The organism is Stutzerimonas kunmingensis, from assembly GCF_014764705.1.
GTDB lineage: Bacteria > Pseudomonadota > Gammaproteobacteria > Pseudomonadales > Pseudomonadaceae > Stutzerimonas.
The window spans coordinates 125,505-152,502 of record NZ_JACXXG010000003.1 but is presented as its reverse complement, the minus strand read 5'-3'; the positions used below and the strand labels follow the sequence as shown (position 1 = coordinate 152,502).

17 protein-coding genes and 1 pseudogene are annotated in these 26,998 nt (G+C 66.8%); 5 read left to right on the top strand and 13 right to left on the bottom strand.

The window, feature by feature from the left end:
• Window positions 1–37 precede the first annotated feature (37 nt).
• Together recB and recC are read right to left on the bottom strand one after the other, a co-directional pair.
• Window positions 38–3,586 carry an exodeoxyribonuclease V subunit beta gene (gene recB / locus IEG05_RS04175; protein WP_191121676.1) on the bottom strand — a complete coding sequence of 1,183 codons (3,549 nt, stop codon included), beginning with the start codon at window positions 3,584–3,586 and terminating at the stop codon, window positions 38–40.
• Entirely contained in the window at window positions 3,583–6,882 is a 3,300-nt protein-coding gene (gene recC / locus IEG05_RS04170) for an exodeoxyribonuclease V subunit gamma (protein ID WP_191121675.1), read from the bottom strand. The genes recB and recC overlap by 4 nt, the downstream gene beginning before the upstream one ends.
• 226 nt (window positions 6,883–7,108) lie before the next feature.
• Between recC and IEG05_RS04165 the strand changes: the two genes are divergently transcribed.
• Window positions 7,109–8,005: a cache domain-containing protein gene (locus IEG05_RS04165; RefSeq protein ID WP_023443988.1), complete on the top strand. Its 897-nt coding sequence runs from the start codon at window positions 7,109–7,111 to the stop codon at window positions 8,003–8,005.
• A 140-nt stretch (window positions 8,006–8,145) separates the two neighbouring features.
• The gene (locus tag IEG05_RS04160; protein WP_023443989.1) at window positions 8,146–9,834 is read left to right on the top strand and encodes a Na/Pi cotransporter family protein; all 1,689 of its coding nucleotides are present in this window, start codon (window positions 8,146–8,148) and stop codon (window positions 9,832–9,834) included.
• A gap of 16 nt (window positions 9,835–9,850) precedes the next feature.
• Here the strand turns inward: IEG05_RS04160 and IEG05_RS04155 are convergent, their stop codons facing one another.
• The 5 genes from IEG05_RS04155 to IEG05_RS04135 form a co-directional block, all read right to left on the bottom strand.
• A complete protein-coding gene (locus IEG05_RS04155; RefSeq protein ID WP_023443990.1) occupies window positions 9,851–10,873 on the bottom strand; it encodes an AbrB family transcriptional regulator in 1,023 nt (340 codons plus the stop codon).
• Between the two features lies 1 nt (window position 10,874).
• On the bottom strand, window positions 10,875–12,389 hold the full coding sequence (locus IEG05_RS04150) for a tripartite tricarboxylate transporter permease (protein ID WP_046617469.1): 1,515 nt from the start codon (window positions 12,387–12,389) through the stop codon (window positions 10,875–10,877).
• Between the two features lies 1 nt (window position 12,390).
• Window positions 12,391–12,834 (bottom strand): tripartite tricarboxylate transporter TctB family protein, encoded by a 444-nt coding sequence (locus tag IEG05_RS04145; RefSeq protein WP_011915042.1) that lies wholly within the window; start codon window positions 12,832–12,834, stop codon window positions 12,391–12,393.
• A gap of 78 nt (window positions 12,835–12,912) precedes the next feature.
• Complete coding sequence (locus IEG05_RS04140; RefSeq protein ID WP_046617468.1) at window positions 12,913–13,887, bottom strand: tripartite tricarboxylate transporter substrate binding protein; 975 nt, start codon at window positions 13,885–13,887, stop codon at window positions 12,913–12,915.
• Window positions 13,888–13,914: 27 nt separating this feature from the next.
• Window positions 13,915–15,177, bottom strand: coding sequence for an OprD family porin (locus tag IEG05_RS04135; protein WP_019406031.1), 1,263 nt, complete (start codon window positions 15,175–15,177; stop codon window positions 13,915–13,917).
• A 181-nt stretch (window positions 15,178–15,358) separates the two neighbouring features.
• On the opposite strand from IEG05_RS04135, the gene IEG05_RS04130 reads away from it, so the two are divergent.
• Together IEG05_RS04130 and IEG05_RS04125 are read left to right on the top strand one after the other, a co-directional pair.
• A complete protein-coding gene (locus tag IEG05_RS04130; protein ID WP_045633854.1) occupies window positions 15,359–16,030 on the top strand; it encodes a response regulator in 672 nt (223 codons plus the stop codon).
• A complete protein-coding gene (locus IEG05_RS04125) occupies window positions 16,023–17,423 on the top strand; it encodes a sensor histidine kinase (RefSeq protein ID WP_046617467.1) in 1,401 nt (466 codons plus the stop codon). The genes IEG05_RS04130 and IEG05_RS04125 overlap by 8 nt, the downstream gene beginning before the upstream one ends.
• A gap of 14 nt (window positions 17,424–17,437) precedes the next feature.
• Here the strand turns inward: IEG05_RS04125 and IEG05_RS04120 are convergent, their stop codons facing one another.
• The 6 genes and pseudogenes from IEG05_RS04120 to IEG05_RS04100 all read right to left on the bottom strand — a co-directional run bounded on the left by IEG05_RS04120 (window position 17,438) and on the right by IEG05_RS04100 (window position 25,378).
• Window positions 17,438–18,865: a sensor domain-containing diguanylate cyclase gene (locus IEG05_RS04120; RefSeq protein WP_224742678.1), complete on the bottom strand. Its 1,428-nt coding sequence runs from the start codon at window positions 18,863–18,865 to the stop codon at window positions 17,438–17,440.
• Window positions 18,866–18,944: 79 nt separating this feature from the next.
• Window positions 18,945–19,274, bottom strand: a pseudogene (locus IEG05_RS23225) (7TMR-DISMED2 domain-containing protein); the annotation flags it as partial.
• Window positions 19,275–19,565: 291 nt separating this feature from the next.
• Entirely contained in the window at window positions 19,566–21,488 is a 1,923-nt protein-coding gene (locus tag IEG05_RS04115; protein WP_046617466.1) for a sensor domain-containing diguanylate cyclase, read from the bottom strand.
• Between the two features lie 131 nt (window positions 21,489–21,619).
• Window positions 21,620–23,206, bottom strand: a complete 1,587-nt coding sequence (locus IEG05_RS04110) for a methyl-accepting chemotaxis protein (protein ID WP_046617465.1) — start codon at window positions 23,204–23,206, stop codon at window positions 21,620–21,622.
• 123 nt (window positions 23,207–23,329) lie between these two features.
• Window positions 23,330–23,494, bottom strand: a complete 165-nt coding sequence (locus IEG05_RS04105) for a hypothetical protein (RefSeq protein WP_167362157.1) — start codon at window positions 23,492–23,494, stop codon at window positions 23,330–23,332.
• Between the two features lie 297 nt (window positions 23,495–23,791).
• Window positions 23,792–25,378 (bottom strand): methyl-accepting chemotaxis protein, encoded by a 1,587-nt coding sequence (locus IEG05_RS04100; RefSeq protein ID WP_046617464.1) that lies wholly within the window; start codon window positions 25,376–25,378, stop codon window positions 23,792–23,794.
• Between the two features lie 609 nt (window positions 25,379–25,987).
• On the opposite strand from IEG05_RS04100, the gene IEG05_RS04095 reads away from it, so the two are divergent.
• Window positions 25,988–26,953 carry a TAXI family TRAP transporter solute-binding subunit gene (locus tag IEG05_RS04095; protein WP_014818672.1) on the top strand — a complete coding sequence of 322 codons (966 nt, stop codon included), beginning with the start codon at window positions 25,988–25,990 and terminating at the stop codon, window positions 26,951–26,953.
• The last annotated feature ends 45 nt before the right edge of the window (window positions 26,954–26,998 follow it).

Sequence of the window (26,998 nt, the reverse complement as noted above, 5' to 3'; positions counted from 1 at the left end):
AGCCCACATTCGCGGTCAAGACCGCTAAGCCGCGTCATCAATGCCCCTCCTCGAACAATCGATCCAGCGCATCGAGCAACACATCGTCCGGCCTCGCGAAATACACGCCGGCTTCCGGCATGCCGCGCAGGAACAGGTAGAAGGCACCACCCAGCTGCTCGTCGCGGAAATCCGCCAGCCGCTGGCGCAGGAAGCGGCGCAGCGCCACCAGATAAATCAGGTATTGCAGGTAGTAATGCTCGCCCGCCAGCGCCTGCAGCAGCCGTTCGCCACCGTAGTAGCCCGCATCCGGGCCGAGCCAGTTGGACTTGTAGTCGGCGATGTACCAGCGGCCGTCGTGCTCGAAGGTCAGGTCGATAAAGCCCTTCAGGAAACCCTTGAGGCTGTCGAACTCCAACCGTGCCGCCGCTTCGCGCAGCGGTTCAGCAAGGCCGTTGGCCGGATCGACCAGCAGGCTGCGCAGCCGCGCCACATCCAGGTTCTGCACCGGAAAGGTAAAGCCCAGCTCCGGCAGCCGTCTGCCAGACTGCAACGCCGCAAGCGTCAGGCCGGCGCCATCCATATCGGTGTCGAGCACCTTTTGCAGATGGCTGATGGCGATCTCCCTCCACTCCAGCTGCAAACCGTAGGCCTGCAAAGCAGGTTCGACCAACGCCTCCAGCTCGCCTTTGCCGCGCGCCCAGTCTTCGAGGATGGCGTGCAGGCAGGTACCGGCCCGTGCACCGCGGGGGAAGGCGAAGAAGCCGCTGCCCGGCTCGCCGGCATCAGGGATTGCCAGGGCGTCACGGTCCGGCGCTTCCATATGCATGCCGGCGGCCAAGCCGGAAAAGCTGCCGATGCGCCAGGCGCTGTGCAGGCTGCGATTGAGCTGCGACAGCTGCTGAGGCGGCGCCGCTCGGCCGGGGCCTTGAGCACTGGCTTCGCGTGACTCCAGCGGCAGGCAGGCCATATGGCCGTCGCTCCCCTGCACCAGTCGCTCGATGGCAAGGCGCAGGCTACCGCCGTTGAGGTCAGCCAGGTAGTTGCCCAGCTCGCTCAGCGGCTGCGCGCCAGGCAGTTCGCGACCGTGCAGCAGCCAGGCCAGGGCGCTGCTGTGCAGTCCCTCATCGGCCAGGCTGCCGTCCTTCTTCGGTTTGCACAGGTTGACTGGTCCCCAGTGCAGCCAGAGCCGGTCACGGGCGCGGGTCAGCGCGACATAGGCCAGGCGCAGCTGCTCGGCGAAGACTTCCTGGCGCGCGCGTTCGAGGTTGTCCTCCAGCTCACCGCTACCGAGATCCAGCAGCGGCTGGCCAGTCGCGTCGTGGCAGCGGGCGCTGTCGCGGTTCTTGCCGAGCAGCTTGCCGTCCCAGAGAAAGGGGCAGAACACCAGTGGGTATTCCAGGCCCTTGCTGGTGTGGATGGTGACGATCTGCACCCGCTCGGCATCGCTTTCCAGGCGCAGCAGGGCTTCCTCCCCCGCGCCCTCGCTGCCGCGCTGGGCATTGAACCAGGCCAGCAGCGGTTCCAGCCCTGGACGCAGAAGGCTCTCGGCCTGCAGCAGTTCACCGAGGTGCAGCAGGTTGGTCAGCCGGCGTTCGCCATCGACCCGTGCCAGCAGCCGTTCGGCCACCGCCTGCTCGTCGAGCCAGGCCCGGAACACGCGCATGAAACCCTGCTGCTGCCAGAGCTGGTGATAGCGCTCGGCGGCCTCGCGTTCGGCGTCCCACTGCTGCTGATCGTCCTGGCAGCGGGCAAGGTCGGCGGCGCTGCGGCCCAGCAGGCGCGTGGCCAGCGCATAGCGCAGCAGGCCTTCACGACCGGGCTCGGCATAAGCGGCAAGCACCGCGGCCAGCTCACCGGCCTCCTCGCTGCGCCAGACGCTGTCGCGCCCACGGCGCACGCTGGGCACACTGCGTGCGGCCAGTTCATCGGCGATCATCCCTGCCTGGCGGTGGTTCGCCACCAGCACGGCGATATCACCACCCTTGAGCGGTGTGAACACGCCGTCCTTGTCGAAGCCTGCACGTCCTTCGGCGGCGCCTGCCAGTTGCAGGGCGATACGCCGTGCGGTGTCGCTCGCCGCCAGCTGCGCGGCCTCGCCCTTGCCCAGCGGATCGTCGCCAAGCCAGACCAGCGACAGCGGCGCCGCCTCGCCCTCCCCCACCAGACGCAGCTTGGCCCGAGGCTTGTCGGCGGCACCCACCGGCGGGTAGCGCAGGTCAGGTTGGGCGAACGGCTGCGGATGGTCGAACAGCTGGTTAAGCGCGGCGATCAGCGCGGGGGTCGAACGGTAATTTGTCGGCAGGTTGAACGGCTCGCGATCAGCCTGCTGCTTGGCCGTCATATAGGTTGCAAGGTCCGCCCCGCGGAAGGCGTAGATCGCCTGTTTGGGATCGCCCACAAAACACAGCGATGCCTCGCCCGCCTTGGCATAGATGCGGTTGAAGATGGCGTACTGGATCGGATCGGTATCCTGGAACTCGTCGATCAGCGCCAGCGGGTAGGTGGCGCGCAACGAGGCCGCCAGGTCTTCGCCGACAGACCCTTGCAGCGCCTGATCCAGGCGATTGAGCAGATCATCGAAGGCCAGCAGCCGCTGCGCCGCCTTGCGCTCCGGCAGCTCGCGGTTGAGCCGTTCCAGCAGCGCGACCTGTAGCGCGATCAGCCGTTGCTTGCCGGCCGGCAGCGCCTCGGCGACCTGATCGGCCAGCTCGTCCAGTGCATGGGCCAGCTCACAGACCGGCGCGTCATGGCCCTTCTTGCACGCTTTGCTCAGCGCGCGGACACCGAACTTGGCCGCGCCCTCGGGCAGGTCGAACATCACCGCCGGATCGGCGAAATAGGCATCCAAATCCATCTGCCAGGGCGCAAATTTGATGCTTTTGTGGGTGCTCTGACTGAGTCCACCATGCGCCAGCAGCTCGGCGACCCAGGCGCTGCCCGCTCTTTTCCATAAATCAGCGGCGCGCTGCCAGGCGGCTTCTACCGGGCGCAGGTCGGCGGCAACGGGCGCGCCCTGCGGCTCGACCCGCAGATAGGGCTTGCCCAGGTGACTGCGCAAGCGCTGACGTAACCACAGCGGCGTGATCCGGCTCTTCGCCAGAAAGCGCGCCCAAGCCGGATCAGCATCAGCCAATTCGCTGCGCCAGGCGTCGGCCAGCAGCGCGTCGATGATCTCGCGGTCATCGGCGGTCAGCTCGCTGTCGAAATCGCCACCGGCCTCGAACGCGGCGTCCTGAAGGGCGCGCTGGCAGAAGCCGTGAATGGTGAAGATCGCCGCCTCGTCGAAACCGTGCACCGCCAGTAGCAACCGGCGGCGCGAGGCTTCGTCCGGGTAGCGCGCGTGGAGGCGGTTGAGGAAGTCATCCTCGCTCGGCGTGCCGTCATAGACAGCCAACAGGTCGGCAAGCCGCGCGCGGATGCGCTCGCGCAGCTCGGCGGTGGCCGCGGTGGTGTAGGTGACCACCAGAATCTGCCCCACCGACAGCTTCCGCTCCAGCAGCAGACGGGCGTAGAGCGCGGTGAGCGTCCAGGTCTTGCCGGTGCCGGCGCTGGCCTCGATCAGCGAGCGGCCATCGAAGGGCGAATCGAGCAGGTCGAGCTTCATGCTTCCTCCTCGTCTTCAGCCAGGGCGTCGAGTGCAGGGCCGATCAATTCCTGAGCCAGGCTTTCGAAACGCTCGTCCAGCGGATCGCGGTCGCGGAAGGCCAATCTGTTCCAGGGGTCTTCGGACTCGGCTGCGATGGGGCTGAACTCAGCACCGAGCCAGGCTTCGCGGGCGCGCTTGCGGGCGCAGTCGAGCGGTTCACTGCCGCGGGCCGGCTTGCGATAGCCCCTGGCGAAGGCATGGCTGCTACGCGGCAGCAACGGCAGCGGTTCGCGGATGGCGCAGCGATAGGCCGCCAGCCAGGGTTCGAGGAGCTGCGCGGCATTGGCCAGCGGCCCCAGCTGCCAGTCACCGGCGGGCGATAGCATCAGGCTGTGGCGCTCGATGCAGGGCGTGGCGGAGAGGTTGAGCAGCAGATGGCGCAGCCAGAACGGCGGCAGGTCCCACTCACCGAGACGGCCAAGCTTCCAGCCGAACAGCCCGGCCGGGGTCACGCCGTCCAGCCAGCCATGCACGCGCACACCGGCCAGGGTGATGTCCACCGGCAGCGGCTCGGGCACCGCGTCCGGGCGCAGTTCGAACAGGCGCGGCGCGAAGGCACGCACCGGCCCGCGCAGCTTGCCCCACAGCGCCTGGCCCAGCTCGCCGGTGGGCAACCAACCTGCGGCACAGGCCATGCGCCGCTCATCTTCGTCGCTCCAGCCGTGTTCCATGGCCTGCAGCGACAGCCGACGCAGGCCGTTCCAGGCTGGCATCTCCAAATCGAACGGCTCGTCGCTGGCGAGCGATTCCTGATCATCGGCCAGACGCAGACCAAGGCGTTGCTCGAGCAGGAAGCGCGCCGGGTGGCGGAAGCACTGCAACAGCTGCGACGGCTCGATGGTCAGCCAGGCGTCGTCGGGTTCCGCGAGCAAGCTGGCGAACGGCTGCGGCTGGGTCTGCGGTGGCTCGGCCAGACGCCCGGCGGCGCGAAACCACGGCAGCGAGAAACCGGCGCACAGCCCGTCGCCAAAATTGCGCGGCGAGAACGGCTGCAGCGGGTGGGCAACGAGAATTTTCTGGCTGGCCGTCTTGGGTACGGACTCGCCGGTATGCTCGGAAGCCTGTGCATCGGGCAGTTCGGCGGTCATGTCCACTGCTTCCAGCACTTCGCTGAGCAGCACCGAAGGCGGCAGCACGGCGTTGTCGCGCGGGTCGCGGCCGACATAGGACAGGTACAGCGCCTCACGCGCCGAAAGCAGGGTTTCCAGCAGCAGGTAGCGGTCGTCCAGGCGCCGCGCACGATCGCCACGGCGCGGATGCCGGCCAATCAGGTCGAAGCCCGACGGCGGTGTGCGCCGCGGGAAGGCACCATCGTCCAGGCCAAGCAGGCAGACCACGCGGAACGGCAGGCTGCGCATCGGCACCATGGTGCAGAAGGTCACCGCGCCGGTGAGAAAGCCCGAGGCGCCGCCGCCCTGCTGCAGGGCGGTGCTGAGCTGCTGGTGCACCAGTTCCAGTTCGATGGGCCGAGTCAGGTCTGCAGCCTGGGCCTGATCGCGCAACGCCGCGCATGCCTGGGACAACAAGAGCAACGTGTCGCCGGCTTCGCGCTCGTCGAACAGGGTGTCGATCAGCACTTGCAGGTCATCCGCCCACTCGGCCAACGGACGCGGCCGAGCCAGTTGATCGGCCAAGACTCCGAGCCGTTCGACGAACTCCACCAGCCGCCCGAGCAACTGCCCGCGCGCGCCTTCCAGAGCATCCAGCGGCCAGTGCTCGCCGAGCAGTGGCGCATGGTCGCCAGCCAGTTGCGGCGGCGCGGCAAAGCCCAGCAGCAGGCGGTCCAGCCCCTGGCGCCAGGTGAAGGCTGACTCGTCCGGCAGGCCGAGACGCGCCCGCTGGCTACCGTCGCGGCCCCAACGCACGCCGGCTTCGCGTAGCCAGTCGCGCAGCAGCGGCAGGTCTTCGCTTTCGATCCCGGCGCGCCGGGCAATGGCCGGCTGCTCCAGCCAAGCGAGGACTTCCTCGGCGGTAAAACGGCTCTGCGCCAGCATCAGCAATTCGAGGAAGGCCTCGATCAGCGGCATCTCGGCGCGCAGGCTGCGGTCGGCCAGGCTGTAGGGAATCCGCGGGCTGCCCTCGCGCGGGGCGAACACGGCTTCGATAAAGGGTGCGTAGCGCTCGATATCGGGGGTCAGCACCACCACCTGATCAGGCGTCAGCGCCGGGTTGGCGGCGAAACGCGCCAGCAGCTGGTCATGCAGAACCTCCACCTCGCGCAGCGGCGAATGGGCGATATGCACTTCCAGCGAACGGTCGTCCTCGGCCAGGCTGATGCGCTCCTCGGGCTGCCGGGTGCGCAGGCGCAAGATGTCGTTCTGCAGCGCGTGCAGCAGGCTGTCGTCGCGCAGGTCCTCGTCTTCGGAATAGAGGCCGAAATCCTGGCTGCCTTCGCTGGCTGTCAGGCTGAACAAGGAATCGAAGAAGTCCCGGCCCTGCTTACCAAGGCTGGCCAGCAACGGGTGACCCACGTCCAGGTACCAATCGTCAGCACCGCTCTCGGGCTGGCGCGCCAGCTCGCGGATATCACGAATCTCGCCCCAGGCCTCGCGGCTGGGGTTGAGTGCGCAGACCACCACGTCGATATGCTGCGCCAGGCCGTCGAGCACGCGCAGGTGGTGCGGTGGCAGGCTGCTGATACCGAACACCAGCAGACGCTCCGGCAGCCCCGACAAGGGCTCGTCGCTGTAGAGCCGTTGCAGCAGATCGTCGAGCAGCCGCGCGCGGTGCGGATGGCCGTCCTTGGTCAGCTCACGCCAGAGCAGCGCCTGCCAGGCTTCGTCCGGGCCGAGATTGAAGGTTTCGCCACGCTCCCAGGCCGCCAGCCAGTCGTCGCGATAGAGCAGGTACTGGTCGAAGACGTCGGCGATCTTCGCTGCCAGCGACAGCCGCCGGCGCTCGTCGCCACCGTCGAGGTACTGCGCCAGACGTGGCGCCAGCTCGAGATTGGCTGGCTCGCAAATCCAGCCATAGAGGCGCCAGGTCAGGGTGGTGGGGGAAAACGCCGATTGCTCGGGCAGGCTGCCCAGCACGGTACGGCTGAGGTCCCAGACGAACTTGGCCGGCAGCTGAATCTCCATCTGCATGGCGATGCCCTGCTTGCGCGCCAGCTCCAGCGTCAGCCAGCGGCCCATGCCCTGGCTCGGCACCACCACCAGCGCCGGAGCGAAGGGATCGGCGAGTGGCTGGGCGAGCAGGCGCGTGGCCAGTTCGCCGAGGGTTTCCAGATCGGGAGCGTGGTAGAGGCTGAGCATGGGCGCACCGCGTGAACAGAAGTCGCTAGGTTACAGGCCGCTCCGCAAGGGAGCGAGCCGTGCACTTGAGTCTGTATCCCGGTTGCGACAACTCGTGTCGCAGCGCATCTCCTCCTTTCGCCCTGCCCTTTTGCTTCTCTCGACCAATATCAATTACGCCGCGGCTGCCTAGCATGGGGCAACGGGGCGGCCGCTTAGTCGCCCGCCATCAGGTCAGGAGTCGTTCATGAACCGGAACCGCAAGAAGCTGCTCGCCCTCTCTCTATCTGCCACGCTGGGCGCCGTGCCGCTGCTGCTGCACGCACAGGAGCCAGCCCAGCAGCGGACGCTCGGCTCGGTGGAGCGCAGCCACGCCAGCCAGGCACGCGCCCTGCTCGACAGCGCCGTGTTGACCTTCCAGGCCAAGGGCCCGGAGCAGGCATTGGCCGCCTTCAACGACCGCAACGGCGAATTCGTTCACGGCCAGTACTACATCTTCGTGCTCGGCGAGGACGGCACCATGCAGGCCAGCAGCGGCCCTTCGGCCAGCCTGGTCGGACTGAACGTCGCTGAGCTCAAGGATGCCGCCGGCAAGTCCTTTATGCGTGAAATTCTCGACAAGTCGGCCAAGCAGGACAGCGGCGAAGTCGAGTACAAGTGGCTCAACCCGGCCGACAACAAGGTCGAGAACAAGATCAGCCAGTTCCGCAAGGTCGGCGACCACGTGCTCTGCGTCGGCTATTACATCCCGCGTGCCACCGCCGAGCACGCCAAGGCGCTGCTCGAACGCGCCGTGCAGCAGGTCAAGGACAAGGGCGCCGACGCCGCCTTCCGTAGCTTCAATGATCCGCGTGGCGGCTTTGTCTTCAACGACGAGTACGTCTTCGTCATCGGCCTCGACGATGGGCGCTACCGCGCCAGCGGCAGCTCGCCAAACCTGGTGGGTGTCGATGTGCGCAACGTCAATGATGCCGCCGGCAAGCCACTGTTCAAGGAGATGATCGAACTGGCCCGCAAGCAGGGCTCCGGCAGCGTCGACTATGTCTGGCGCAACCCGGCGACCAACGCGGTCGAGCAGAAGCACACGCTGATCCAGCGGGTCGACGATGTACTGCTGGGCGTGGGCTACTACACCCGCCCCTGAGAGGGCGGCCAGCAAAGCTTTGTGACGTTTCGGTGAACGGGGCCGGCAGGCCAGGGTCAATCGAGTATCCCCGGTGAAGATCTGCGTCCTTGTGACGCAGGCTTTCGTCGTTGCTGCTCGCCGGGGCAGGAGCCCGACCGATGCTGACCCTGTTGCACCTGTTGTCGTCCATCGCCCTGCTGGTCTGGGGTACGCATATCGTGCGTACCGGGATCATGCGGGTGTATGGCTCGCACCTGCGACGGGCGCTCGGCCAGAGCATGCGCAATGCGCCGCTGGCCTTCGGCGCCGGCATCGGTGTTACGGCGCTGGTGCAGAGCAGCAACGCCACCGCGCTGCTGGCCATCTCCTTCGTTGCCCAGGGGCTGATGGCGCTGCCCACGGCGCTGGCAATCATGCTCGGCGCGGATGTCGGCACCGCGCTGATGGCCCGCGTGCTGACTCTCGATCTTTCCTGGCTGTCGCCGCTGCTGACGCTGCTCGGCGTCTGCCTGTTCCTCTCGCGCAAGCAGACCCGCGTCGGCCAGATCGGCCGCGTGCTGATCGGCCTCGGCCTGATCATTCTCGCCCTGCAATTGATCGTGCACGCCGCCGAGCCGATCACCGAGGCGCGCGGCATGCAGGTGCTGTTCTCCTCGCTGGCCGGCGACACCCTGCTCGCGGTGCTGGTCGGCGCGCTGTTCGCCGTGCTGTCGTATTCCAGCCTCGCCGCGGTGCTGCTGACCTCGACGCTGGCCGGTGCCGGCCTGATCAGCCTGCCGGTGGCGCTGGGTCTGGTGATCGGCGCCAACATCGGCAGCGGCCTGCTCGCCTGGTTCAACGCCAGCCTGCAGCCGGCTTCGGCGCGCCGCGTGGCGCTGGGCAACCTGCTGTACAAGCTGGCCGGGCTGATCGTGCTGCCGTTTCTCGGCATGCTGGTGGCCTGGATGGACACCCTGGGTGTCAGCGCACAGACCCAGGTGATCGGTTTTCACCTGATCTACAACAGCCTGCGCTGCGTGATCCTGCTGCCCACCGTGAAGCCGATGGCGCAGTTGTGTGAATACCTGCTGCCGGAGCGTGCGCTGGACAACGGCGTGGCGCAGCCTCGGCATCTCGACCCCGCCGCGCTGGATACGCCGAGCCTGGCGCTGGCCAATGCGGTCCGCGAAACCCTGCGCATCGGCGACATGGTGGAGCTGATGCTGGCGCGGCTGCTGGAGGTGCTGCGCGAAGACCGACCGGAGCCCGGCGACGAGATTCGCCGCCTGGACGATGACGTCGACGCGCTCTACAGCGGCGTTAAGCTCTACCTGGCGCAGATGCCGCGCGAAGACCTCGCCGAGCAGGAGGGCCGGCGCTGGGCAGAGATTATCGAGCTGGCAATCAACCTGGAACAGGCCGGTGACATCATCGAGCATATGGTCAGCAAGGTGCAGAACCTGAAGACGTCCAAGCGCCGCTCCTTCTCCGACAGCGGGCTGGAGGAACTTGGCCAGTTGCACGCCCAGCTGAGTACCAACCTGCGGCTGGGGTTGTCGGTCTTCATCTCCGGCGATTCCCATAGCGCCCGCCAGCTGCTGCAGCAGAAACGCCAGTTCCGCAAGCTCGAGCGCGAACTGGCGCACTCCCACGTGCAGCGCTTGCACCAGCAGGTGGTGGAGAGCATCGAGACCAGCGCCGCGCACCTGGAGCTGATTGCCGACATGAAACGCCTCAATTCACTGTTCTGCAGCGCCGCCTATCCGGCGCTGGAAGGTCCCGGCGGCAGCAAAGCGCGCACAGCAGCCGGCGACGCGCCGCGGGAAGTGATCTCCGGAGAACCTCACCTGCCGGGACGCCCCGCCTGATCCAGATTCAGGTCGTTCAGCTAGCACGGCGTTGCCAGAGGCGGAACAGCGGCTCGGCGAGAAACATCACCAGGAACAGCCTGAGCACCTGCACCGCGGTGACCAGCGCCACCGAAAGCTGCAAGGCTTCGGCAGTCAGGCATAGCTCGGTAATGCCGCCGGGCATCATGCCGAGCATCAGCGACACCTCATCCAACGCGGTCATCCAACCCAGCGCGCCGCCCAGCGCGGCGGCGACCAGCATGGCGAACAGCGTGAACAGCAGGATGCGCACGAGGAACGCCGGCGCACTGCGAAAGAACGGCCGGTCGAAATGACAGGCCAGCGAGCAGCCGATCAGCCACTGGCCGAGCGCGCCGGCCCAGCCGGGCAGGCCGATGTGCAGATCGAATGCTACGCTGGCCACGGCGCAGGCGGTCAGCGGGCCGAGCATCCAGGGGTTGGGCTGGCCGAGACGCTTCCAGAGCAGCGCCAGCAGACCGCCGGCCGGCAGCAGCACGGCTAGCCAGGGCCAGCTCACCGGGGCCGCAGGCGGTGCCGCGACCGTCGGCAGGCCCCAGGTGAACAGCGCCGGCACGATCAGCACCACCAGCAGCAGGCGCAGGCTGTGCGCCGCCGCCACGCGCGCAGGTTCAGCCTGGTGCCGGTTGGCCAGCACCACCATTTCGCTGGCGCCACCCGGCATGCTGGCGAAGAACGCAGTGGCGCGGTCGGTGCCGCTGCGCAGCAGGATGAAGAGGCCGATCAGGCCCAGCAGCAGCGTGCCGACCGCACCGGCGAGGATCACGCCGAGATGCGCCAGCACCTGCTGCATGACCTCACTGGTGAAGTGCAGGCCGATGGCGCTGGCGACGATCCATTGCCCGACCTGACGGCCGCGCGGCACCTCGCTCACCAGCCAGCCGCTGCAGCGCACGGCGATCACCGCCAGTAGCGAGCCGATCATCCACGGCAGCGGCCAGTTGGCCAGAGTTGCCAGCCAGCCGCCGACCGCACCGATCAGCGGGGTCGCCCACCAGGCCGGCAGCCGCCGATGCATGTCAGGCCTGCGCCTCGACCACGTTGGCGCGACGGCGCTTGAGGTACCAGCGCAGCGCCGGCATGCCGAGCATCGCCACGGTCAGCGCCCACAGCGCCAGGGTGATCGGGCTGCCCCAGAGGATGCCCAGCTCACCGTTGGAGATCGACAGCGCACGGCGCAGGTTGTCTTCCATCATCTCGCCGAGCACAAAGCCGAGAATCAGCGCCGACAGCGGGAAGTCCAGCTTGCGCAGCAAGTAGCCGAACACGCCGAGGCCGACCATCAGCACCAGGTCGAAGGTGGTGCTGTGCACCGAATACACGCCGACCATGCTGATCACGGTGATCGCCGGCACCAGCACCCAGTTCGGCACGGCGAGCATGCGCGAGAACAGGCCGACCAGCGGGATGTTCATCACCAGCAGGATCACGTTGCCGATGAACAGCGAAGCGATCAGGCCCCAGACCACGTCCGGCTGCTGTTCGAACAGCAGCGGGCCGGGGGTGATGTTGTACAGCGTCAGCGCGCCGATCATCACCGCGGTGGTGCCCGAACCCGGCACGCCGAGGGTCAGCATGGGGATCAGCGAGCCGCAGGCCGAGGCGTTGTTGGCCGCTTCCGGCGCCGCCAGGCCGCGCAGGTCGCCATCACCGAAGCGGCCCTTGTCGCCGGCCATGCGCTTCTCGCTCATGTAGGTCATGGCGCTGGCGATGGTCGCCCCGGCGCCTGGCAGCGTGCCGATGACGAAGCCGGCCACGGCGCTGCGCACCATGGTCCAGAAGGTCAGACAGAACTCCTTGAAGTTGAACAGCAACCGGCCGCTGGCCTTCACCGCCTGCTGCCCGCTGTGGGTTTTCTCCAGCATCAGCAGGATCTCGCTGACACTGAAGAAGCCGATCACCACGATGACGAACTGGATGCCGTCGGACAGGCTGACGCTGCCGAAGGTGAAGCGGTAGACGCCGGTAGTGGAATCGACACCGACGGTGGCCAGGGCCAGGCCCATCAGCGCGGCCATCAGCGTCTTCACCGGCTTGTCGCCGACCATGCCGCCAAGGCAGGCGATGGCGAAAATCATCAGCACGAAGTATTCCGCCGGACCGAAGGCCACCGCCCACTTGGCCAGCAGCGGGGCGAACAGCACCACCCCGCAGGTGGCGATGATGCTGCCGATGAACGAGCTGACCGCGGACAGCGACAGCGCGATTCCAGCCTTGCCCTGGCGCGCCAGCGGGTAGCCGTCGAGGGTGGTCATCACCGCGGCCGCATCACCTGGTACGTTGAGCAGGATCGCCGAGATGCGGCCGCCGTACTCGCAGCCCAGGTACACGGCGGCGAGCAGGATCAGTGCGGTCTCCGGCGGCAGGCCGAGGGCAAAGGCCAACGGCAGCAGCAGCGCCACGCCGTTGATCGGGCCGAGGCCGGGCAGCAGGCCGACGACGGTGCCGACGAAGGCGCCGAACAGCGCCACCAGCAGGTTGGTCGGCCGGGTGGCGACATCGAAGCCCTGCATCAAGAAATTCAAAGTTTCCATATCAGCTCTCCAGCAGACGTAGCAGGCCGAGCGGCAGCGGTACGTCCAGCAGGTAATCGAACAGCCCGTAGAGCAGCACGCCGAGCAGCACGCCGCTGATCACGCTGGGCCACAGGCGACCGTTGAACAGCAGGCCGAGGGCGAAACCGGCCAGGGCAGTGCTGATGACGAAGCCGAGGATTTCGAACAGCAGGGCATAGGCCAGCAGCGCCAGCACGCAGAGCACGGCCCGCTGCGCCTTGGCACGATCGAACGCTGGCGTCGGCTCGCCGTGCGGCTTGAACAGCAGCCACGCCGCGCCGCAGGCCATCAGGAACAGCAGCAGCAGCGGATAGGCGCGCGGCCCGACCGGGTCGTAGGCGAAGGGCGCCTCGAAGCCCCAGGCGAGCAGGGCGAGGCCGGCGCAGGCGAGCAGCCACGCCGCGGCGAAGACACGTACGTACATGACGGGATACCTCAGGGGTTCGGCGACCCGGCAGTTGCCGGGCCCGCCGTGCGGCCCGCGGGCGCGGGCCGGTTCGCGTTACTTGACCAGGCCGAACTCGCCGGCCAGCGCCTTGTAGTCCTGCACCTGCTTCTCGACGAAGGCCTTGAGCTCGTCGCCGGTCATCGACAGCGGGAACAGGTCGCGCTGCTCGCGCAGCTTGGCGAAGTCCTCGTCGGCCAGCAGGCTGCCGAACTGGCTCTTCCACCAGTTGAAGTCCTCGTCGGAGACTTCCGGCCCCATGTAGAAGCCGCGGATCACCGGCCAGCTGATGTCGTAGCCCTGCTCCTTGGCGGTGGGGATGTCGGCCAGCTTGCCCGGCAGGCGCTCGTCGGAGAGCACGGCGAGGATACGGATCTTGCCGGCGTCGAGCTGCGGGGTGACTTCGCCGAGGCCGCTGGAAGTGACCTGCACATGGCCGCCGAGCATGGCGGTGAGGGTTTCGCCGCCGCCCTCGAAGGCGACGTAGCGCAGCTTCTTCGGATCGACACCGGCAGCGCGGGCGATCAGCGCGGTCTGCATCCAGTCCTGGCCGCCGATGGTGGCGCCGGCGCCGAACACCACGCTGCCCGGGTCCTTCTTCACCGCGGCGATGAGGTCGTCGAGGTCCTGGTAGGGCGCATCGGCACGCACCGAGATCGCGCCGTAGTCGGTGCCGACCGCGGCCAGCCAGCGCACCGCGGTTTCGTCGTAACGACCGAACTTGCCCTGCGCGAGGTTGAGCAGCGAACCGCTGGAGAAGGCGGTGATGGTTCCCGCCTCCGAGGCGCGCTGGGCGACCACGGCGTTGTAGGCCACCGCACCGACGCCGCCGGGCATGTAGGTGACGCGCATCGGCGCCTTGAGCAGGCCGGCGTCCTTCAGGCCGCTCTGGGCCAGCTTGCAGGTCAGGTCGAAACCGCCGCCGGGCTTGGCCGGGGCGATGCACTCGGGGCGCTTGGGCTCGGCCAGCAGCTGGCTGGAGAGCAGCAGGCAGGACGACAGCAGGGCGATACGGCTGAATCTGGTTTTCATCGGGTGTTCCTCGCGTTCTTGTTCTCTTTACCAGATCGGCAGGCTGTAGCTGACGATCAGACGGTTCTCGTCGGCGTCACGGGCGAAATCCGAGCGGAACATCGCGTTGCGCCAGCGCACCGCGACGTTCTTCAGCGGGCCGCTCTGCACCACGTACTTCAGCTCGATGTCGCGTTCCCACTCGCTGCCGTTGCTGCCGCCCGCGTATTCGGCGTTGTCGCCGGAGATGTAACGGGTCAGGAAGGTCAGCCCGGGGATGCCCATGGCGGCGAAGTTGTAGTCGTAACGGGCCTGCCAGGAGCGCTCGTCAGCGTTGGCGAAGTCGTTGATCTGCACGAAGTTGACCAGGAACGGATCGCTGCCATCGATATAGGCATAGCCGGTATCGCCGCGCATCTGCTGGTAGCCGAGGCTGACCTTGTGCCCGCCGAGGCTGTAACCCAGCATGCCGTTCCAGGCCTGGTTGTCGATCTTGCCGGCGTTGGCCGCGCCGGTGTCGTCGCTGAACATCACGCGCAGATCGGCGCTCAGCGCGGAGTTGTCGGTCAGCGGCTTGACCGCCAGCAGGCCGAAGAAATGCTGGCGGTACACGTCATCCAGCTCGCCGTAGTAGTAGCGGCCGGTGAGGTTCTTGTTGAAGGCGTATTCGGCCCCGGCGAAGGTCAGGTGATCGGCCTCGGCGGCACTGGCGAAACGGCTGTTCTTGTTGTTCAGCTGCAGGTCCTGGGAGTTGGTCGAAGCGCGGTCGATGACCTTGTCCAGGCGCCCGCCGATCAGCGTCAGCCCTTCGATATCCTTGGAAGTGGCGGTGCCGCCTTCGAACACCTGCGGCAGCGTGCGGCTGTCGCTGGCCTTGACCACCGGCATCTCCGGGATGTGCGAGCCATAGCGCAGCTCGGTCTCGGCGATCTTCGCCTTGGCGGTCAGGCCCAGGCGGCTGAACTCGTCCGGGGTGCCGCCATCGTCCTGCACCGGCAAGAGGTCGGTGCCGGCGCGACCACCGCCGGAGTCCAGCTTGACGCCGAGCATGCCCAGCGCATCCAGGCCGACGCCGACGGTGCCTTCGGTGAAGCCGGACTGCACGTCGAGGATGAAACCCTGGGTCCACTCTTCGCGCTTGGACTGGGCGGTGCCTTCGCGGAAATCACGGTTCAGGTAGATGTTGTGGGTCTGCAGGGTTGCACTGCTGTCTTCGATGAACGCGGCCTGGGCGAGCGGCGCCAGCGAGGCGGCGGCAACGGCGAGAGCGAGACGAGCAGGAGCGGGTGAGCGTCTGACGGCAGTCAGCATCGGGGTATCTCCACTATTGTTTTTGTTGTGACGGCGCATGCGCCGCGCGAGGTGGATCGAGCCACCTGTAAGCGATCCTATGGGGTCAAGCTTTCGCCAGCCTTTCAGCGTCGAAAGCCTGCGGCGACTCTTGCCGTCTGCCGCTACACTGGCGCCCCGTCGCAATGGCAGAGGACAGGCAATGCGGATTCTTCTGGTCGAGGATCACCCCCAGCTGGCCGAGAGCGTGGCGCAGGCGCTGCGCGGCGCCGGCTGGACCGTGGACCTGCTGCACGACGGCATCGCCGCCGATCTGGCGCTGGCCAGCGAGGACTATGCGCTGGCGATTCTCGACGTCGGGCTGCCGCGGCTGGATGGCTTTCAGGTGCTGGCGCGCCTGCGCGAGCGCGGCAAGACGCTGCCGGTGCTGATGCTCACCGCGCGCGGTGAGGTCAGCGATCGCGTGCACGGCCTCAACCTAGGTGCCGACGACTACCTGGCCAAGCCGTTCGAGCTGTCCGAGCTGGAAGCGCGGGTCAAGGCGCTGCTGCGACGCAGCGTCGGCGGCGGCGAGCGCCAGCAGCGCTGCGGTGTGCTGGTCTACGACCTGGATGCGCGGCGCTTCAGCCTGGCCGACGAGCCCCTGACGCTGACCTCGCGCGAGCAGGGCGTGCTCGAAGCGCTGATCGCCCGCCCCGGTCGGGTGATGAGCAAGGACCAACTGGCCGCCCAGGTATTCGGCCTCGACGAGGACGCCAGCGCCGACGCCATCGAGATCTATGTCTACCGGCTGCGCAAGAAGCTCGAAGGCCAACCGGTGCGCATCGTCACCTTCCGCGGCCTGGGCTACATGCTCGAGGCGCTCGATGGCTGAGCCGGAGGTCGCCGGCAGCCTGCGTGCCCGGCTGCTGCGCCGGCTGGCGATCCTGCTCGCGCTGCTGCTGCTGTTCAGCGGCTGGAGTGCCTACTGGAACGGCCGTGCCGCTGCCGATACCGCCTACGACCGTACCCTGCTCGCCTCGGCCCGAGCCATCGCCGACGGCCTGGTCACTCACGAGGGTGTGCTGCGCGCCAACGTGCCCTACGTGGCGCTCGACACCTTCGCCTATGACAGCGCCGGACGCATCTACTACGGGGTGCTGGACATCCAGGGGCGCCTGGTCAGCGGCTACGAGAACCTGCCCGCCCCTGCCGCCGACACCCCGCGCACCGACGACTACCCGGCCCTGGCGCGTTTCTACGATGGCGAATTCCAGGGCCAGGGCGTGCGCCTGGTGAGCCTGCTGCAGCCGGTCAGCGAGCCGGAGCTCAGCGGCATCGCCGAGATCCGCGTGGCCGAGACCCTCGGCGCCCGGGAGCGCATGGCGCGCAGCCTGCTCACCGATACCCTGTGGCGGGTCGGGCTGATGGCCGTCGCCGCGCTGCTGCTGGTATGGCTGGCGGTAAGTGCCGCGCTGCGGCCGCTGGGCCGGCTCAGCGAGGCGGTGCAGGAACGCGCACCGGACGATCTGCGGCCGCTGCCGCTGGTCAGCGTGCAGCGCGAGCTGCGCCCGCTGGTGGTCGCGCTCAACGGCTTCACCGAACGCCTGCGCGGCCAGTTCGAACGCCAGGCGCGCTTCATCGCCGACGCCTCCCACGAGTTGCGCACGCCGCTGGCGGCGCTCAAGGCGCGGATCGAGCTGGGCCTGCGCGAAGCCGAGCCGGCGGTCTGGCGCAGCACCCTGGAAGACGCCGGGCAGAGCACCGACAAGGTCATCCACCTGGCCAACCAGCTGCTCTCGCTGGCGCGCATCGAAAGCGGCGCGCAATCCATCGCCGAAGGCGGCGCGCAGCGCCTGGACCTGTCGCAGCTGGCCCGCGAGCTGGGCCTGGCGATGGCCGCGCTGGCGCACAAGCGCGGCGTCGCCCTGGCGCTGGAGGCGGAGGCACCGGTATGGATCGACGGCGAGCCGACGCTGATCAGCGAACTGCTGAGCAACCTGCTGGACAACGCGCTGGCGCATACCGGCGACGGCGGCAACGTGGTGCTGCGGGTGCTCGACGGCGCCGTGCTGGAGGTGGAGGACGACGGCCCGGGTATTCCGGCCGCCGAGCGCGATCGCGTCTTCGCGCGCTTCTACCGCCGCGACACCGGCGGCCATGGTGCCGGCCTCGGGCTGGCCATCGTCGGCGAAATCGTCCGCGCCCATCGCGCCGAGATCAGCCTGGATCAGGGCGCTCTCGGCGGCCTGCTGGTGCGGGTGCGTTTCGTACCGGCCGAGAGCTGAGGGGCGGCCGCGCCTCAGGCAAATACGGTCGCGCCATCCGGCCCGAGGTCGGCGGCCTCGACCACGCAATTGCGGCCGCTGCGCTTGGCCTCATAGAGCGCACGGTCTGCTGCACTGAGCAACTCCAGCGGCGCCGCCGCGGCTTGCGGATCGAGCGTAGCCACGCCAAAGCTGATGGTCAGACTGACGCGCTCGCCGTCGCAGTCGAGCTCAAGCCGCTCGACATCCTGCCGCATCCGCTCGGCCAGCAGCACCGCCTGCGGCCCGCCGGTTGCCGGCAGCGTGATGACGAACTCCTCACCACCGTAACGCGCCGCGAGATCACCGGCTCGCTGGCAATGCTGCTGGAGTACCGCCGCTACCCGGCGCAGGCACTCGTCGCCGAACGGATGGCCGTAGCTGTCGTTGACTCGCTTGAAGTGATCGATGTCGCCCAGCAGGACGGTCAACGGCGTGCCGTTGCGGCGTCCGCGACGGACCTCGTCTTCGAGTAGCTGATCGAACTGGCGGCGATTGGCGAGGTGCGTCAACGGATCGGTGGAGCTCAGTCTGAGCAGCTCGGCATTCGCCAGCTCGAGACCGTGACGGACTTCCTCGAGCGCCTTGGTGCGCGCCACTACGCGCGTTTCCAGCTCTTCATTGGCACGCTGCTGGATCAGCAGTGCCTGTTGCTTGGCCTGCAGGTGCTGCTCGCGTTCGTCGGCCAGGCTGCGCGAGGTCTCCAGCGCCAGCTGCTGGGCGGCGATGCGTTGATCGCGCTCCAGGTTGATCCGTTCGGCAAGCGCCATCGATAGCAGCACGAACTCGATGAACATGCCTATCAGCTGACCATGCAGCGTCAGCCGATTGAGTGGCATGTAGCCCCACAGCGCCAGGAGGTGAATGACGGTGAAACCCAGCAGCGTTATCCAGGCGATGCTGAACAGCCGCGCCGATACGTTGCCGCGGGCCCACAACGTGAGCGTCACCGCCAGGCTGATCAGGCAGTAGGGCAGCGCCACGTATTCCATGAACAGCCAGTGTGCATGCTCCGGAATCAGCAGCACCGCCATCAGCACCGTGATCCAGTAGCAGCCCAGCACCCAGGTGATGTGCCAGACCCAGCCGCCGTACTGGCGAACCTGCAGAAAGCGTACGACGAAAAGTAGCGGAGTAAGGAAACACAGGGTTGCCGAGAGCGTGTAGAAGCGCGCCGAGAACGGCGGTGCGCCGGGCCACAACACCAGCTGGCCGAAGCCGCTCATGGTGCCGACGTAGAACATTGCGCTGAGCAGATACAGCACGTACAGCAGATAGCTGAGGTCGCGGGTGAAAATCAGCAGGCTCAGGTTGTACAGCACGATGACGATCATGCCGCCGAAGAACAGGCTGAACAGCGCCGTATCGAGCACCTTGCCCTCGATGAAGCTCGTCTCGTCGACCAGCTCCAGCGGCAGCACCATCAGCTCGCTGGCCTCCAGCTTGCAGATAGACCACCGCCTGCTCGCCGGGCTGCAGGCTCAGCGGGAAGACCAGGTTGTGATCGACCACCGGCCGCTGACTGACCGCCAGCGTATCGCCAGCGACCATGGGCTCACCCCATCGGTCCTGCCGCGGGTAGTAGACGCGCAGCGTAACGCGGTCGAGCACGGGCCACTTGAGCAACAGATACCAGCTGCTGGCATTTGCCTGGAGGTTGTGCACCGGGAATCGTAGCCATGCGCCTGCTGGCTGGCGGAGCAGATTGGGTACCTGCAGCGGCTGCCAACCCCGGTCGTCGCTGTGTGCCTGGTCGAAGCCAGCCTCCAGCCGGCCAAGCGCGTACTCCGGTTGGCCAACCTGCAGCCCGGGAGCGTGCCGGCTTTCGATCATCAGGCTGTCTTCGGCCATCGCCCGGCCCGGCGCAGCACCAAGCAGAAGCATGAAGCACAGGACCAGCAGTGCATTGAACGGCATCGATTTCTCATGGCCGGTAGCGCCGCCGGAATCGAGCCGGAAGCGCTTCGGAAGGACGTGTGGTATCGGCGCGGCCCCGCCGGGCGACCGGAGCCTGAAGCGGCTCATTGTATGTAACTTTTTGTATTTAGGCGCGCAGCGGGCGGTCCCTTTTTCAGGGCATGCCAGCGAGCCGCGCGGACCTCGCGCAGGACCGTTTCATACCGCTCAAGCGTTGAGGGCCGGAGTCTGCTCGCCAGCATTGACCTCAGCGGCCAGAGCCACTTGGTCGCGACCAGCGTTCTTGGCCTGATAGAGCGCCGCATCCGCCGCCGCCAGCAGATCGGCCGGCGCGACGAGCGAGGGGGTCAGCGTGGCGACGCCAAGGCTGATGGTCAGCGCCACCGGCTGTTCGCCATGCTGCAGCTGCAGGTGCGCGATCGTGCAGCGGATCGATTCTGCCAGGGCGACGGCCTGTTCGGCGTCGAGCCCCGGCAGCAGGACGACGAACTCCTCACCGCCATAGCGCGCCGCGACGTCGCCGGCGCGCTGGCAGTGGGCGGCGAGCACTGCCGCGACCTGGCGCAGGCACTCGTCACCGAAGGGGTGGCCGTAGCTGTCGTTGACCCGCTTGAAGTGATCGATATCGGCGAGCAACACCGATAGTGGGCTGCCGGCGCGCCGCGCGCGGCGGATTTCCTCGTCCAGCAGACGATCGAAACGCCGGCGGTTGGCCAGCTGGGTCAGCGAATCGGTGGTGCTCAAGCGCATCAGTTCGGCATTGGCGGCTTCCAGGCCGTGGCGGACTTCTTCCAGCGCACGGGTGCGTTCGTACACCCGCGCTTCGAGCACCTCGTTGGCGCGCAGTTGCAGATCCAGCGCCTCCTGCTTGGCCTGCAAGCGCAGTGCGCGCTCCTCGGCCAGCGATTCCGAGGCGTGCAATGCCAGTTGCTGCGCGGCGATGCGCCGGTTGCGCTCGACGTTGATGCGCTCGGCCAGCGCCATGGATAGCAGCACGAACTCGGCGAACATGCCGATCAGCTGGCCATTCAGCGTCCAGGCATTGAGTGGCAAGGTGCCGTTGAGCGCCAGAAGGTTGACCACGGTAAAGCCGAGCAAGGTGCTCCAGGCGATGCTGAACAGCCGCGCGGACGGATTGCCGCGCATCCACAGGTTGAGCGTAACGGCCATGGTCACGACGCAGTGCAGCAGCGCGACGCTGTCCATGAACAGATAGCGCGCCAGGGTCGGTGCCAGCAGCAGCATGAGCACCGCCACACCCCAGTAGCCGGTCAGGCTGATGGACACCGCCCAGACCCAGCCGCCATAGCGGCGTATGCCGAGAAAGCGCAGGGCGAACAGCATCGGCGTGAAGAAGCACAGCGCCGCGGAAAGGCCGTAGAAGCGTGCCGACAGCTCGGGGATTTCCGGCCAGAGGTAGAGCTGGCCGAAGCCGGTAATGGTCAGCACGTAGAACACCGCGCTGAGCAGGTAAAGCACGTAGAGGAAGTAGCTGCCGTCGCGGGTGAAGATCAGCAGGCTGCAGTTGTACAGCACGATCACCAGAATGCCGCCGAAGAACAGGCTGACCAGCGTGACGTCGCGGAGCTTGCCTTCGATCAGCTGCTTTTCGTCGATCAGCTCCAGCGGCAGGGCGAGGGTTTCCCTGGCCTGCAGCTGCAGATAGACCACCGCTCGCTCGCCCGCCGGCAGCTCGAGTGGGTAGACGAAGTGGTGGTCGGCCAGCGGTCGGCTGCTCAGTGCCACGGCATCCCCGGCCAGCATGGATTGACCCCAGCGGTCGCTGTCCGGGTAATACAGGCGCACCGCGACGCGGTCGAGCACCGGCCATTTCAGCAGCAGGTACCAGCGCTTCGCGGCGTCGCCCGTGTTATGCAGCCGGAGGCGCAGCCAGGCACCGTCGCGCTGTTTGCCAAGGTTGGGTTTGTTCAGCCGCTGCCAGGGCAGATCGGCTGCGGCGATCTGGGTGAAATCCGCGTCCGGCCTGCCCAGCAGGTATTCCACTGCGCCGACCTGCAGCGTCGCCGCCCCCCTTGTCTGCAGCACCGGCGATGGCTCAGCCGCCATCGCGTTGCCGGTCCAGGGCAGCAACGTCAGGCAGGCGACCATCAGCAGTAAGGCGCGCATCATGTGGAAATGCCTCGTCGGCGCGGCAATGGCCAGCGAAGTGCCAGCCAACCGGCGTCATTTAATAAGCGCCGACGAGTGCATGATGCCACCCTGATATCAGTCTGTCCCGTGCAAGCGACAGACTGCTGCAATCACGCCCGCCGCCGCGCCCAGAACTGTTGCACCAGCTCGAGCATGCCATCGGCCAACTGGGCGACGCCGCAGGCGCTGCGCTGGCTGTGCAGACCGGTGGCAACGTGATTGTCCGAGCTGCAGCGGATGCTGACGATGCTCTGGGTGATCTCCTCGCTGGCCGAGCTTTGTTGATCCACCGCTGCGGCAATCTGGCTGCTCATGGCACTGATCTCGTTGACCCGGCTGTTGATGCCGCCGAGCGAATGCTCGGCCTGGTCGGCATGGCTGACGCTGTGCTGCGCCTGCTCGCGGCTACGCTGCATGACGTCCACGGCCTGGCGCGCACCGGCCTGCAGCGAGCCGATCATGCTCTGGATATCGGTGGTCGCGCTGGATGTGCGCGATGCCAGCTGACGCACCTCGTCAGCCACCACAGCGAAACCGCGGCCCTGATCGCCGGCACGCGCCGCTTCGATGGCAGCATTGAGCGCGAGCAGGTTGGTCTGCTCGGCAATGCTGTGAATCACCTCGAGCACGCGGCTGATTTCCTGGCTGTGGCTTTCCAGCTGGTGAATGACTTCGGCGGCCTGCTGGATGTCACCGGCCAGCCGCGTGATGCTGCTGCCGGTGAGGCCGACGATCTCCCGGCCGCTGGCCGCTTCGCTGTCCGCGCGGGCCGCCACCTCGGCCGTGCGCTGCGCGTTGAGGGCGACTTCCTGCACGCTGGCGGTCATCTGCCGAATCGCCGTGGCGATCAGATCGGTTTCCTGCTGCTGGCGCGAGGCGCTTTCGGTACTGCCATGCATGGCACCGAGCAGGTCGCGGGCGTGGCTGCTGAGCTGGCGGCTGCAGTCGGCGATGCGCCCGACCATGGCGCCGGCTTCGGTTTCCAGCATCTTCATGGCGAAGGCGATCTCGCCGATCTCGTCGCGGCGTCCGGTGTAGATCAACTGGCTGACCGGGTTGTGGCCGATGCGTCGCGCCTGGCGCGCCAGCTGCGTCAGCGGTGCGAGCGCCAGCGCCGCCAACCCAGTGGCCACCGCACCGCCTAGCACGACCGCGGCGGCACCGGCGGCCAGCGGCGCACCGAGCAGCAACGCGCCGAGCGCCGCGCCTGCGGCACTGCCGAGGCCAGCCAGCAGCGCCACGCGGCCACGCAACCCGAGCCGCGAAGCGCGCAATGCGCCTGCGGCACGGCCCTCGCGCAGGCGTGCGTAAAGCGCCTCGGCGGCGCGAATCTGTTCGGGCTGCGCGCGGGTCCGCACCGACTGGTATTCGACGACCTTGCCGTCACGGCCGACGGGCGTGGCGAACGCGCTGACCCAGTAGTGATCGCCGTTCTTGCAGCGGTTCTTGACGATGCCCATCCACGACCTGTTCGCCTGCAGCGTTTGCCAGAGGTCGGCAAAGGCGGCCTCGGGCATGTCGGGGTGGCGCACGAGGTTGTGCGGCTCACCGAGCAGCTCGTCTTCGCTGAAGCCGGAAATCGCCACGAAATCCGGATTGGCGTAAGTGATGGTGCCGTTCAGGTCGGTGGTGGACAGGATGTTCGCCGTCTCGCCGACCGTGATTTCGCGGCCGCTGACGGGAAGGTTGGTGCGCATAAACAGATCTTCCTTGGAAATGGGTTCTGAGTACGCGAGGCAGGTTCGGCGCCGCTTCTGTTGGCAGCGCTCGCATGGATGCGGCGGACATCCTTGTACAGGGGGCCGGTTACGGTTTGACGATCAGCGCTCGTCCTTCTCTCCCGTGTCGGTTTCCAGTTGCTCGAGCAGTTCAATCAGGCGCCGGCGCAGCTGGCCGAGCTCGCGCGATTTGAACGAGCGTCGCGTGCGTTCCAGTACCTGAATGGTTTCTTCCAGCGCAGTGCGCAGCGTCTCTTCGGTCAGCATTGATTCATCTTTTCGTGCAAGCACATGCAGGTTGAGTGCCGATCTCTGTCAGGGCGCGGCTTGCAGCGAAACGAGCCCAAAAAAAGGCGCCAGCCGTGGTGCACCCCCAAGGGAATGTCACGGCTGGCGCCTTAGCTATCAGGTCCGGTTGTCCTGAGCGGTAAAGCAGCTTTCGCAGCATGCGAAACTAGTGGCATTTTGCCTTTACGCGCGCGGCGTAACAAGCCCGGCGCAGACGGCGCAGGCAACATGCCGCGCCCTCTCCAGCACGCACCATTTCGGGGCATCGGCAGGCCTTCAGCCGCGCCGCCGCGTCCAGAATTGCTGCACCAACATCTCCATGCTGCTCGCCAGCTCGGCGACGCCCGACGCGCTCTGCCGGCTGCGCAGGCCGCTCTCCACATGCTGATCGGAGCCGCCGCGAATGCTGACGATGTTCTGGTTGATGTTCTCGCTGACGCTGCTCTGCTGCTCGACGGCCGCAGCGATCTGCATACTCATCGCGCTGATCTCGTTGACCCGGCTGTTGATGCCCTGCAGCGAGCGCGCCGCCTGGGCCGCATGTTCGACGCTCTGCATGGCCTGCTCGCGGCTGCGCTGCATGACCTCCACCGCCTGCCGTGCCCCGCCCTGCAGCGCGCCGATCATGCTGTTGATCTCCTGGGTCGACTGCTGGGTCCGCGATGCCAGGCTGCGTACTTCATCGGCGACCACGGCAAAGCCACGGCCCTGCTCGCCGGCCCGCGCCGCCTCGATGGCGGCGTTCAGCGCCAGCAGGTTGGTCTGCTCGGCGATGCCGCGAATGACGTCAAGCACCTTGGTGATGTCATTGCTGTGCGCCTCCAGCTCATGAATCACGTCACCGGCCTGCTGGATGTCCTGCGCCAGTCGGCCGATGGCCGCGCCGGTACGGTTAACCACCTCGGTGCCGGTCGCCGCTTCGCTGTCCGCGCGGCTGGCTGCCTCGGCGGTGCGCTGGGCGTTGCTTGCCACTTCCTGCACGCTGACCGCCATCTGGTTGATCGCCGTGGCGACCTGATCAGTTTCGCTTTGCTGGCGTGCAGCGCTCTGCGTGCTGCTGTCCATCGCACCGAGCAGTTCGTGGGCATGCTGGCTGAGTTGACGCGAGGCATCACCAATCCGGCCGACCATGGCGCCGGCCTCGGTTTCCAGCATCTTCATGGCAAAGGCGATCTGGCCGAATTCATCACGCCGACCGGCATAGACCAGCTGCCCCACCGGGTTGTCACCGACCCTGCGTGCCTGCTCGGCGAGGCGCTGCAGCGGTGCCAGCGCGACATAGGCCATTGCACCTGCACCCAGCAAGGCGGCAGCGGCGGTGGCCAGCGCAGCGATCAGACCCGCTCCACCGAGCAGGGCGCCGGCGACCACGCACGGCGCGGCACCCAGCGCCGCCAGAAGCGCGACGCGACTGCGGGCGCTCAGCGGTGCACGACGCAACGCAGGCGGCGGACGCTTGTTGCGCAACTGCGCGTACAGCTGCTCGGCGGCTGCGATCTGAGCCGGCGCGGGCTTGGTGCGTACCGATTGGTATTCGACGACCCAACCGTTGCGGCTGATCGGCGTGACGAACGCGCTGACCCAGTAGTGATCGCCGTTCTTGCAGCGGTTCTTCACCATACCCATCCATGAGCTGCCGCCCCGTACGCTCGACCACAGGTCGGCGAAGGCCTCGGTGGGCATGTCCGGATGGCGGACGATGTTGTGGTGCTGACCAAGCAGCTCGCTTTCCTCGAAGCCGCTGATCTTGATGAAGTCCGGATTCACATAGGTGATGTCACCGTTGAGATCCGTGGTGGAGAGAATATTGGCGGTGTCGCTGATGGAAACGTCGCAGCCAGTGACCGGCAGGTTCATGCGCATGGTGGTCTCGTGAACAAGGCAAAGCGTGTTGTTCTTCTCCGCCACGGACGTCTCGGTCGATGCACCTTTTCGGTACCTCGTGCACTCCTTGCCAATATCGCCACCCTGCGGTGATCGCTCCTTGCTGCGGACGGCCCAGCGGGTCGTTTGTATCGGTTTTGTAGCGCCGAAGACGGGCACGAAAAAAGCGCCAGCATTGATCCACCCCTCTGGATGGCCCCTGATGGCGCTTCAGTCGGCAGGCCCGTGGTCCTGTCCGATCAGCAAGTCTCCTCGCCTGGAGACTGATATCAGATTGATATCATCGGTCTCGACTGGCAATGCGACTGAAGTCCTACTCCGCCGGTCGGCTTTTACAACAGGCATGGCAGTAGGCCACCAAGGCTGTACAGATAATACATGCGGTACAGCATGTGTACATAAAAATATGGCGCCGCTCGCGCAACCCTTCTGTCGTCATCCGGTCCTAGCATTGGGGCGCAACGCTTGCCCGGATCGACATGGCAGGTCCGCAGGCTGTTACCAACGCGGTCGCCTGCTAGGCTCAAGTTCCGCGCAGACTCACAAGGGATGCCGGGAATCCGAAAACAACCAAAAAGGAGTGCATCCATGAAAGGCAAATCCTTGGCATGGATCTTTACCGCTGCTCTGGCGGGAACCGGCCTGAGCGCAGTGGCACAGGCGCAAGAGAAGTTCGTCACCATCGGCACGGGCGGTCAGACCGGCGTTTATTACGTTGCCGGGCAATCGATCTGCCGCTTCGTCAACCGCAACGCGGAAAACATCAAGTGCAACGCGCCGGCGAGCGGCGGCGGCGTGGCCAACGTCAACGGCCTGCGCAGTGGCGAGTTCAACTTCGGCATCATGCAGTCGGACCATCAGTACAAGGCGATGGAAGGCGTGGCGCCGTTCGAGAAAGAAGGCAAGATGGACGACATCCGTGCCGTCTTCTCGCTGCAGAGCGAAGTCTTCACCGTGCTGGCGCGTCGCGACGCCAACATCAAGGGTCTCGATGATCTGAAGGGCAAGCGCGTCAACATCGGCAACCCCGGTTCTGGCCAGCGCGACACCCTCGAAGAAATCATGAAGGAAAAGGGCTGGGACAAGTCGGCCTTCTCCCTCGCCGCCGAACTGAAGCCGGCCGAACAGGCCAGCGCTCTGGGCGACAACAACATCGACGCCATGACCTACTTCGTCGGTCATCCGAATGGCGCCATCCAGGAAGCCACCACCACCGTCGATGCAGTTCTGGTGCCGATCACCGGCCCGGAAATCGACAAGCTGCTGGCTGCCAAGAGCTACTACACCAAGGCTGAGATCCCTGGCGGCCTGTACAAGGGCAACGACCAGCCGACGCAGTCCATCGGTGGCAAAGCCGTGCTGTCCACTACTGCCAAGGTCGATGCCGAAGTGGTCTACCAGCTGGTGAAGTCGGTGTTCGAGAACATCGAGCGCTTCCAGCGTCTGCACCCGGCATTCAAGGATCTCAAGCCGGAAGAGATGATCGAAGTCGGCCTGAGCGCGCCGCTGCATGAAGGCGCCGAGCGTTACTACAAGGAACGCGGCTGGCTGTAAGGCTCAGCGGGGCCGCGTCGCGGATGCGGCCCTGAACGTCGATGC

Coding starts and splice junctions, on each gene's coding strand:
- IEG05_RS04145 (WP_011915042.1), bottom strand. CDS start 12,834: ATGTACGTACGTGTCTTCGCCGCGGCGTGGCTGCTCGCCTGCGCCGGC.
- recC (WP_191121675.1), bottom strand. CDS start 6,882: ATGCTCAGCCTCTACCACGCTCCCGATCTGGAAACCCTCGGCGAACTG.
- IEG05_RS04105 (WP_167362157.1), bottom strand. CDS start 23,494: ATGCTGACCGAAGAGACGCTGCGCACTGCGCTGGAAGAAACCATTCAG.
- IEG05_RS04110 (WP_046617465.1), bottom strand. CDS start 23,206: ATGCGCACCAACCTTCCCGTCAGCGGCCGCGAAATCACGGTCGGCGAG.
- IEG05_RS04160 (WP_023443989.1), top strand. CDS start 8,146: ATGCTGACCCTGTTGCACCTGTTGTCGTCCATCGCCCTGCTGGTCTGG.
- IEG05_RS04165 (WP_023443988.1), top strand. CDS start 7,109: ATGAACCGGAACCGCAAGAAGCTGCTCGCCCTCTCTCTATCTGCCACG.
- IEG05_RS04155 (WP_023443990.1), bottom strand. CDS start 10,873: ATGCATCGGCGGCTGCCGGCCTGGTGGGCGACCCCGCTGATCGGTGCG.
- IEG05_RS04115 (WP_046617466.1), bottom strand. CDS start 21,488: ATGATGCGCGCCTTACTGCTGATGGTCGCCTGCCTGACGTTGCTGCCC.
- recB (WP_191121676.1), bottom strand. CDS start 3,586: ATGAAGCTCGACCTGCTCGATTCGCCCTTCGATGGCCGCTCGCTGATC.
- IEG05_RS04125 (WP_046617467.1), top strand. CDS start 16,023: ATGGCTGAGCCGGAGGTCGCCGGCAGCCTGCGTGCCCGGCTGCTGCGC.
- IEG05_RS04095 (WP_014818672.1), top strand. CDS start 25,988: ATGAAAGGCAAATCCTTGGCATGGATCTTTACCGCTGCTCTGGCGGGA.
- IEG05_RS04135 (WP_019406031.1), bottom strand. CDS start 15,177: ATGCTGACTGCCGTCAGACGCTCACCCGCTCCTGCTCGTCTCGCTCTC.
- IEG05_RS04150 (WP_046617469.1), bottom strand. CDS start 12,389: ATGGAAACTTTGAATTTCTTGATGCAGGGCTTCGATGTCGCCACCCGG.
- IEG05_RS04130 (WP_045633854.1), top strand. CDS start 15,359: ATGCGGATTCTTCTGGTCGAGGATCACCCCCAGCTGGCCGAGAGCGTG.
- IEG05_RS04120 (WP_224742678.1), bottom strand. CDS start 18,865: ATGGTGCTGCCGCTGGAGCTGGTCGACGAGACGAGCTTCATCGAGGGC.
- IEG05_RS04140 (WP_046617468.1), bottom strand. CDS start 13,887: ATGAAAACCAGATTCAGCCGTATCGCCCTGCTGTCGTCCTGCCTGCTG.
- IEG05_RS04100 (WP_046617464.1), bottom strand. CDS start 25,378: ATGCGCATGAACCTGCCGGTCACTGGCTGCGACGTTTCCATCAGCGAC.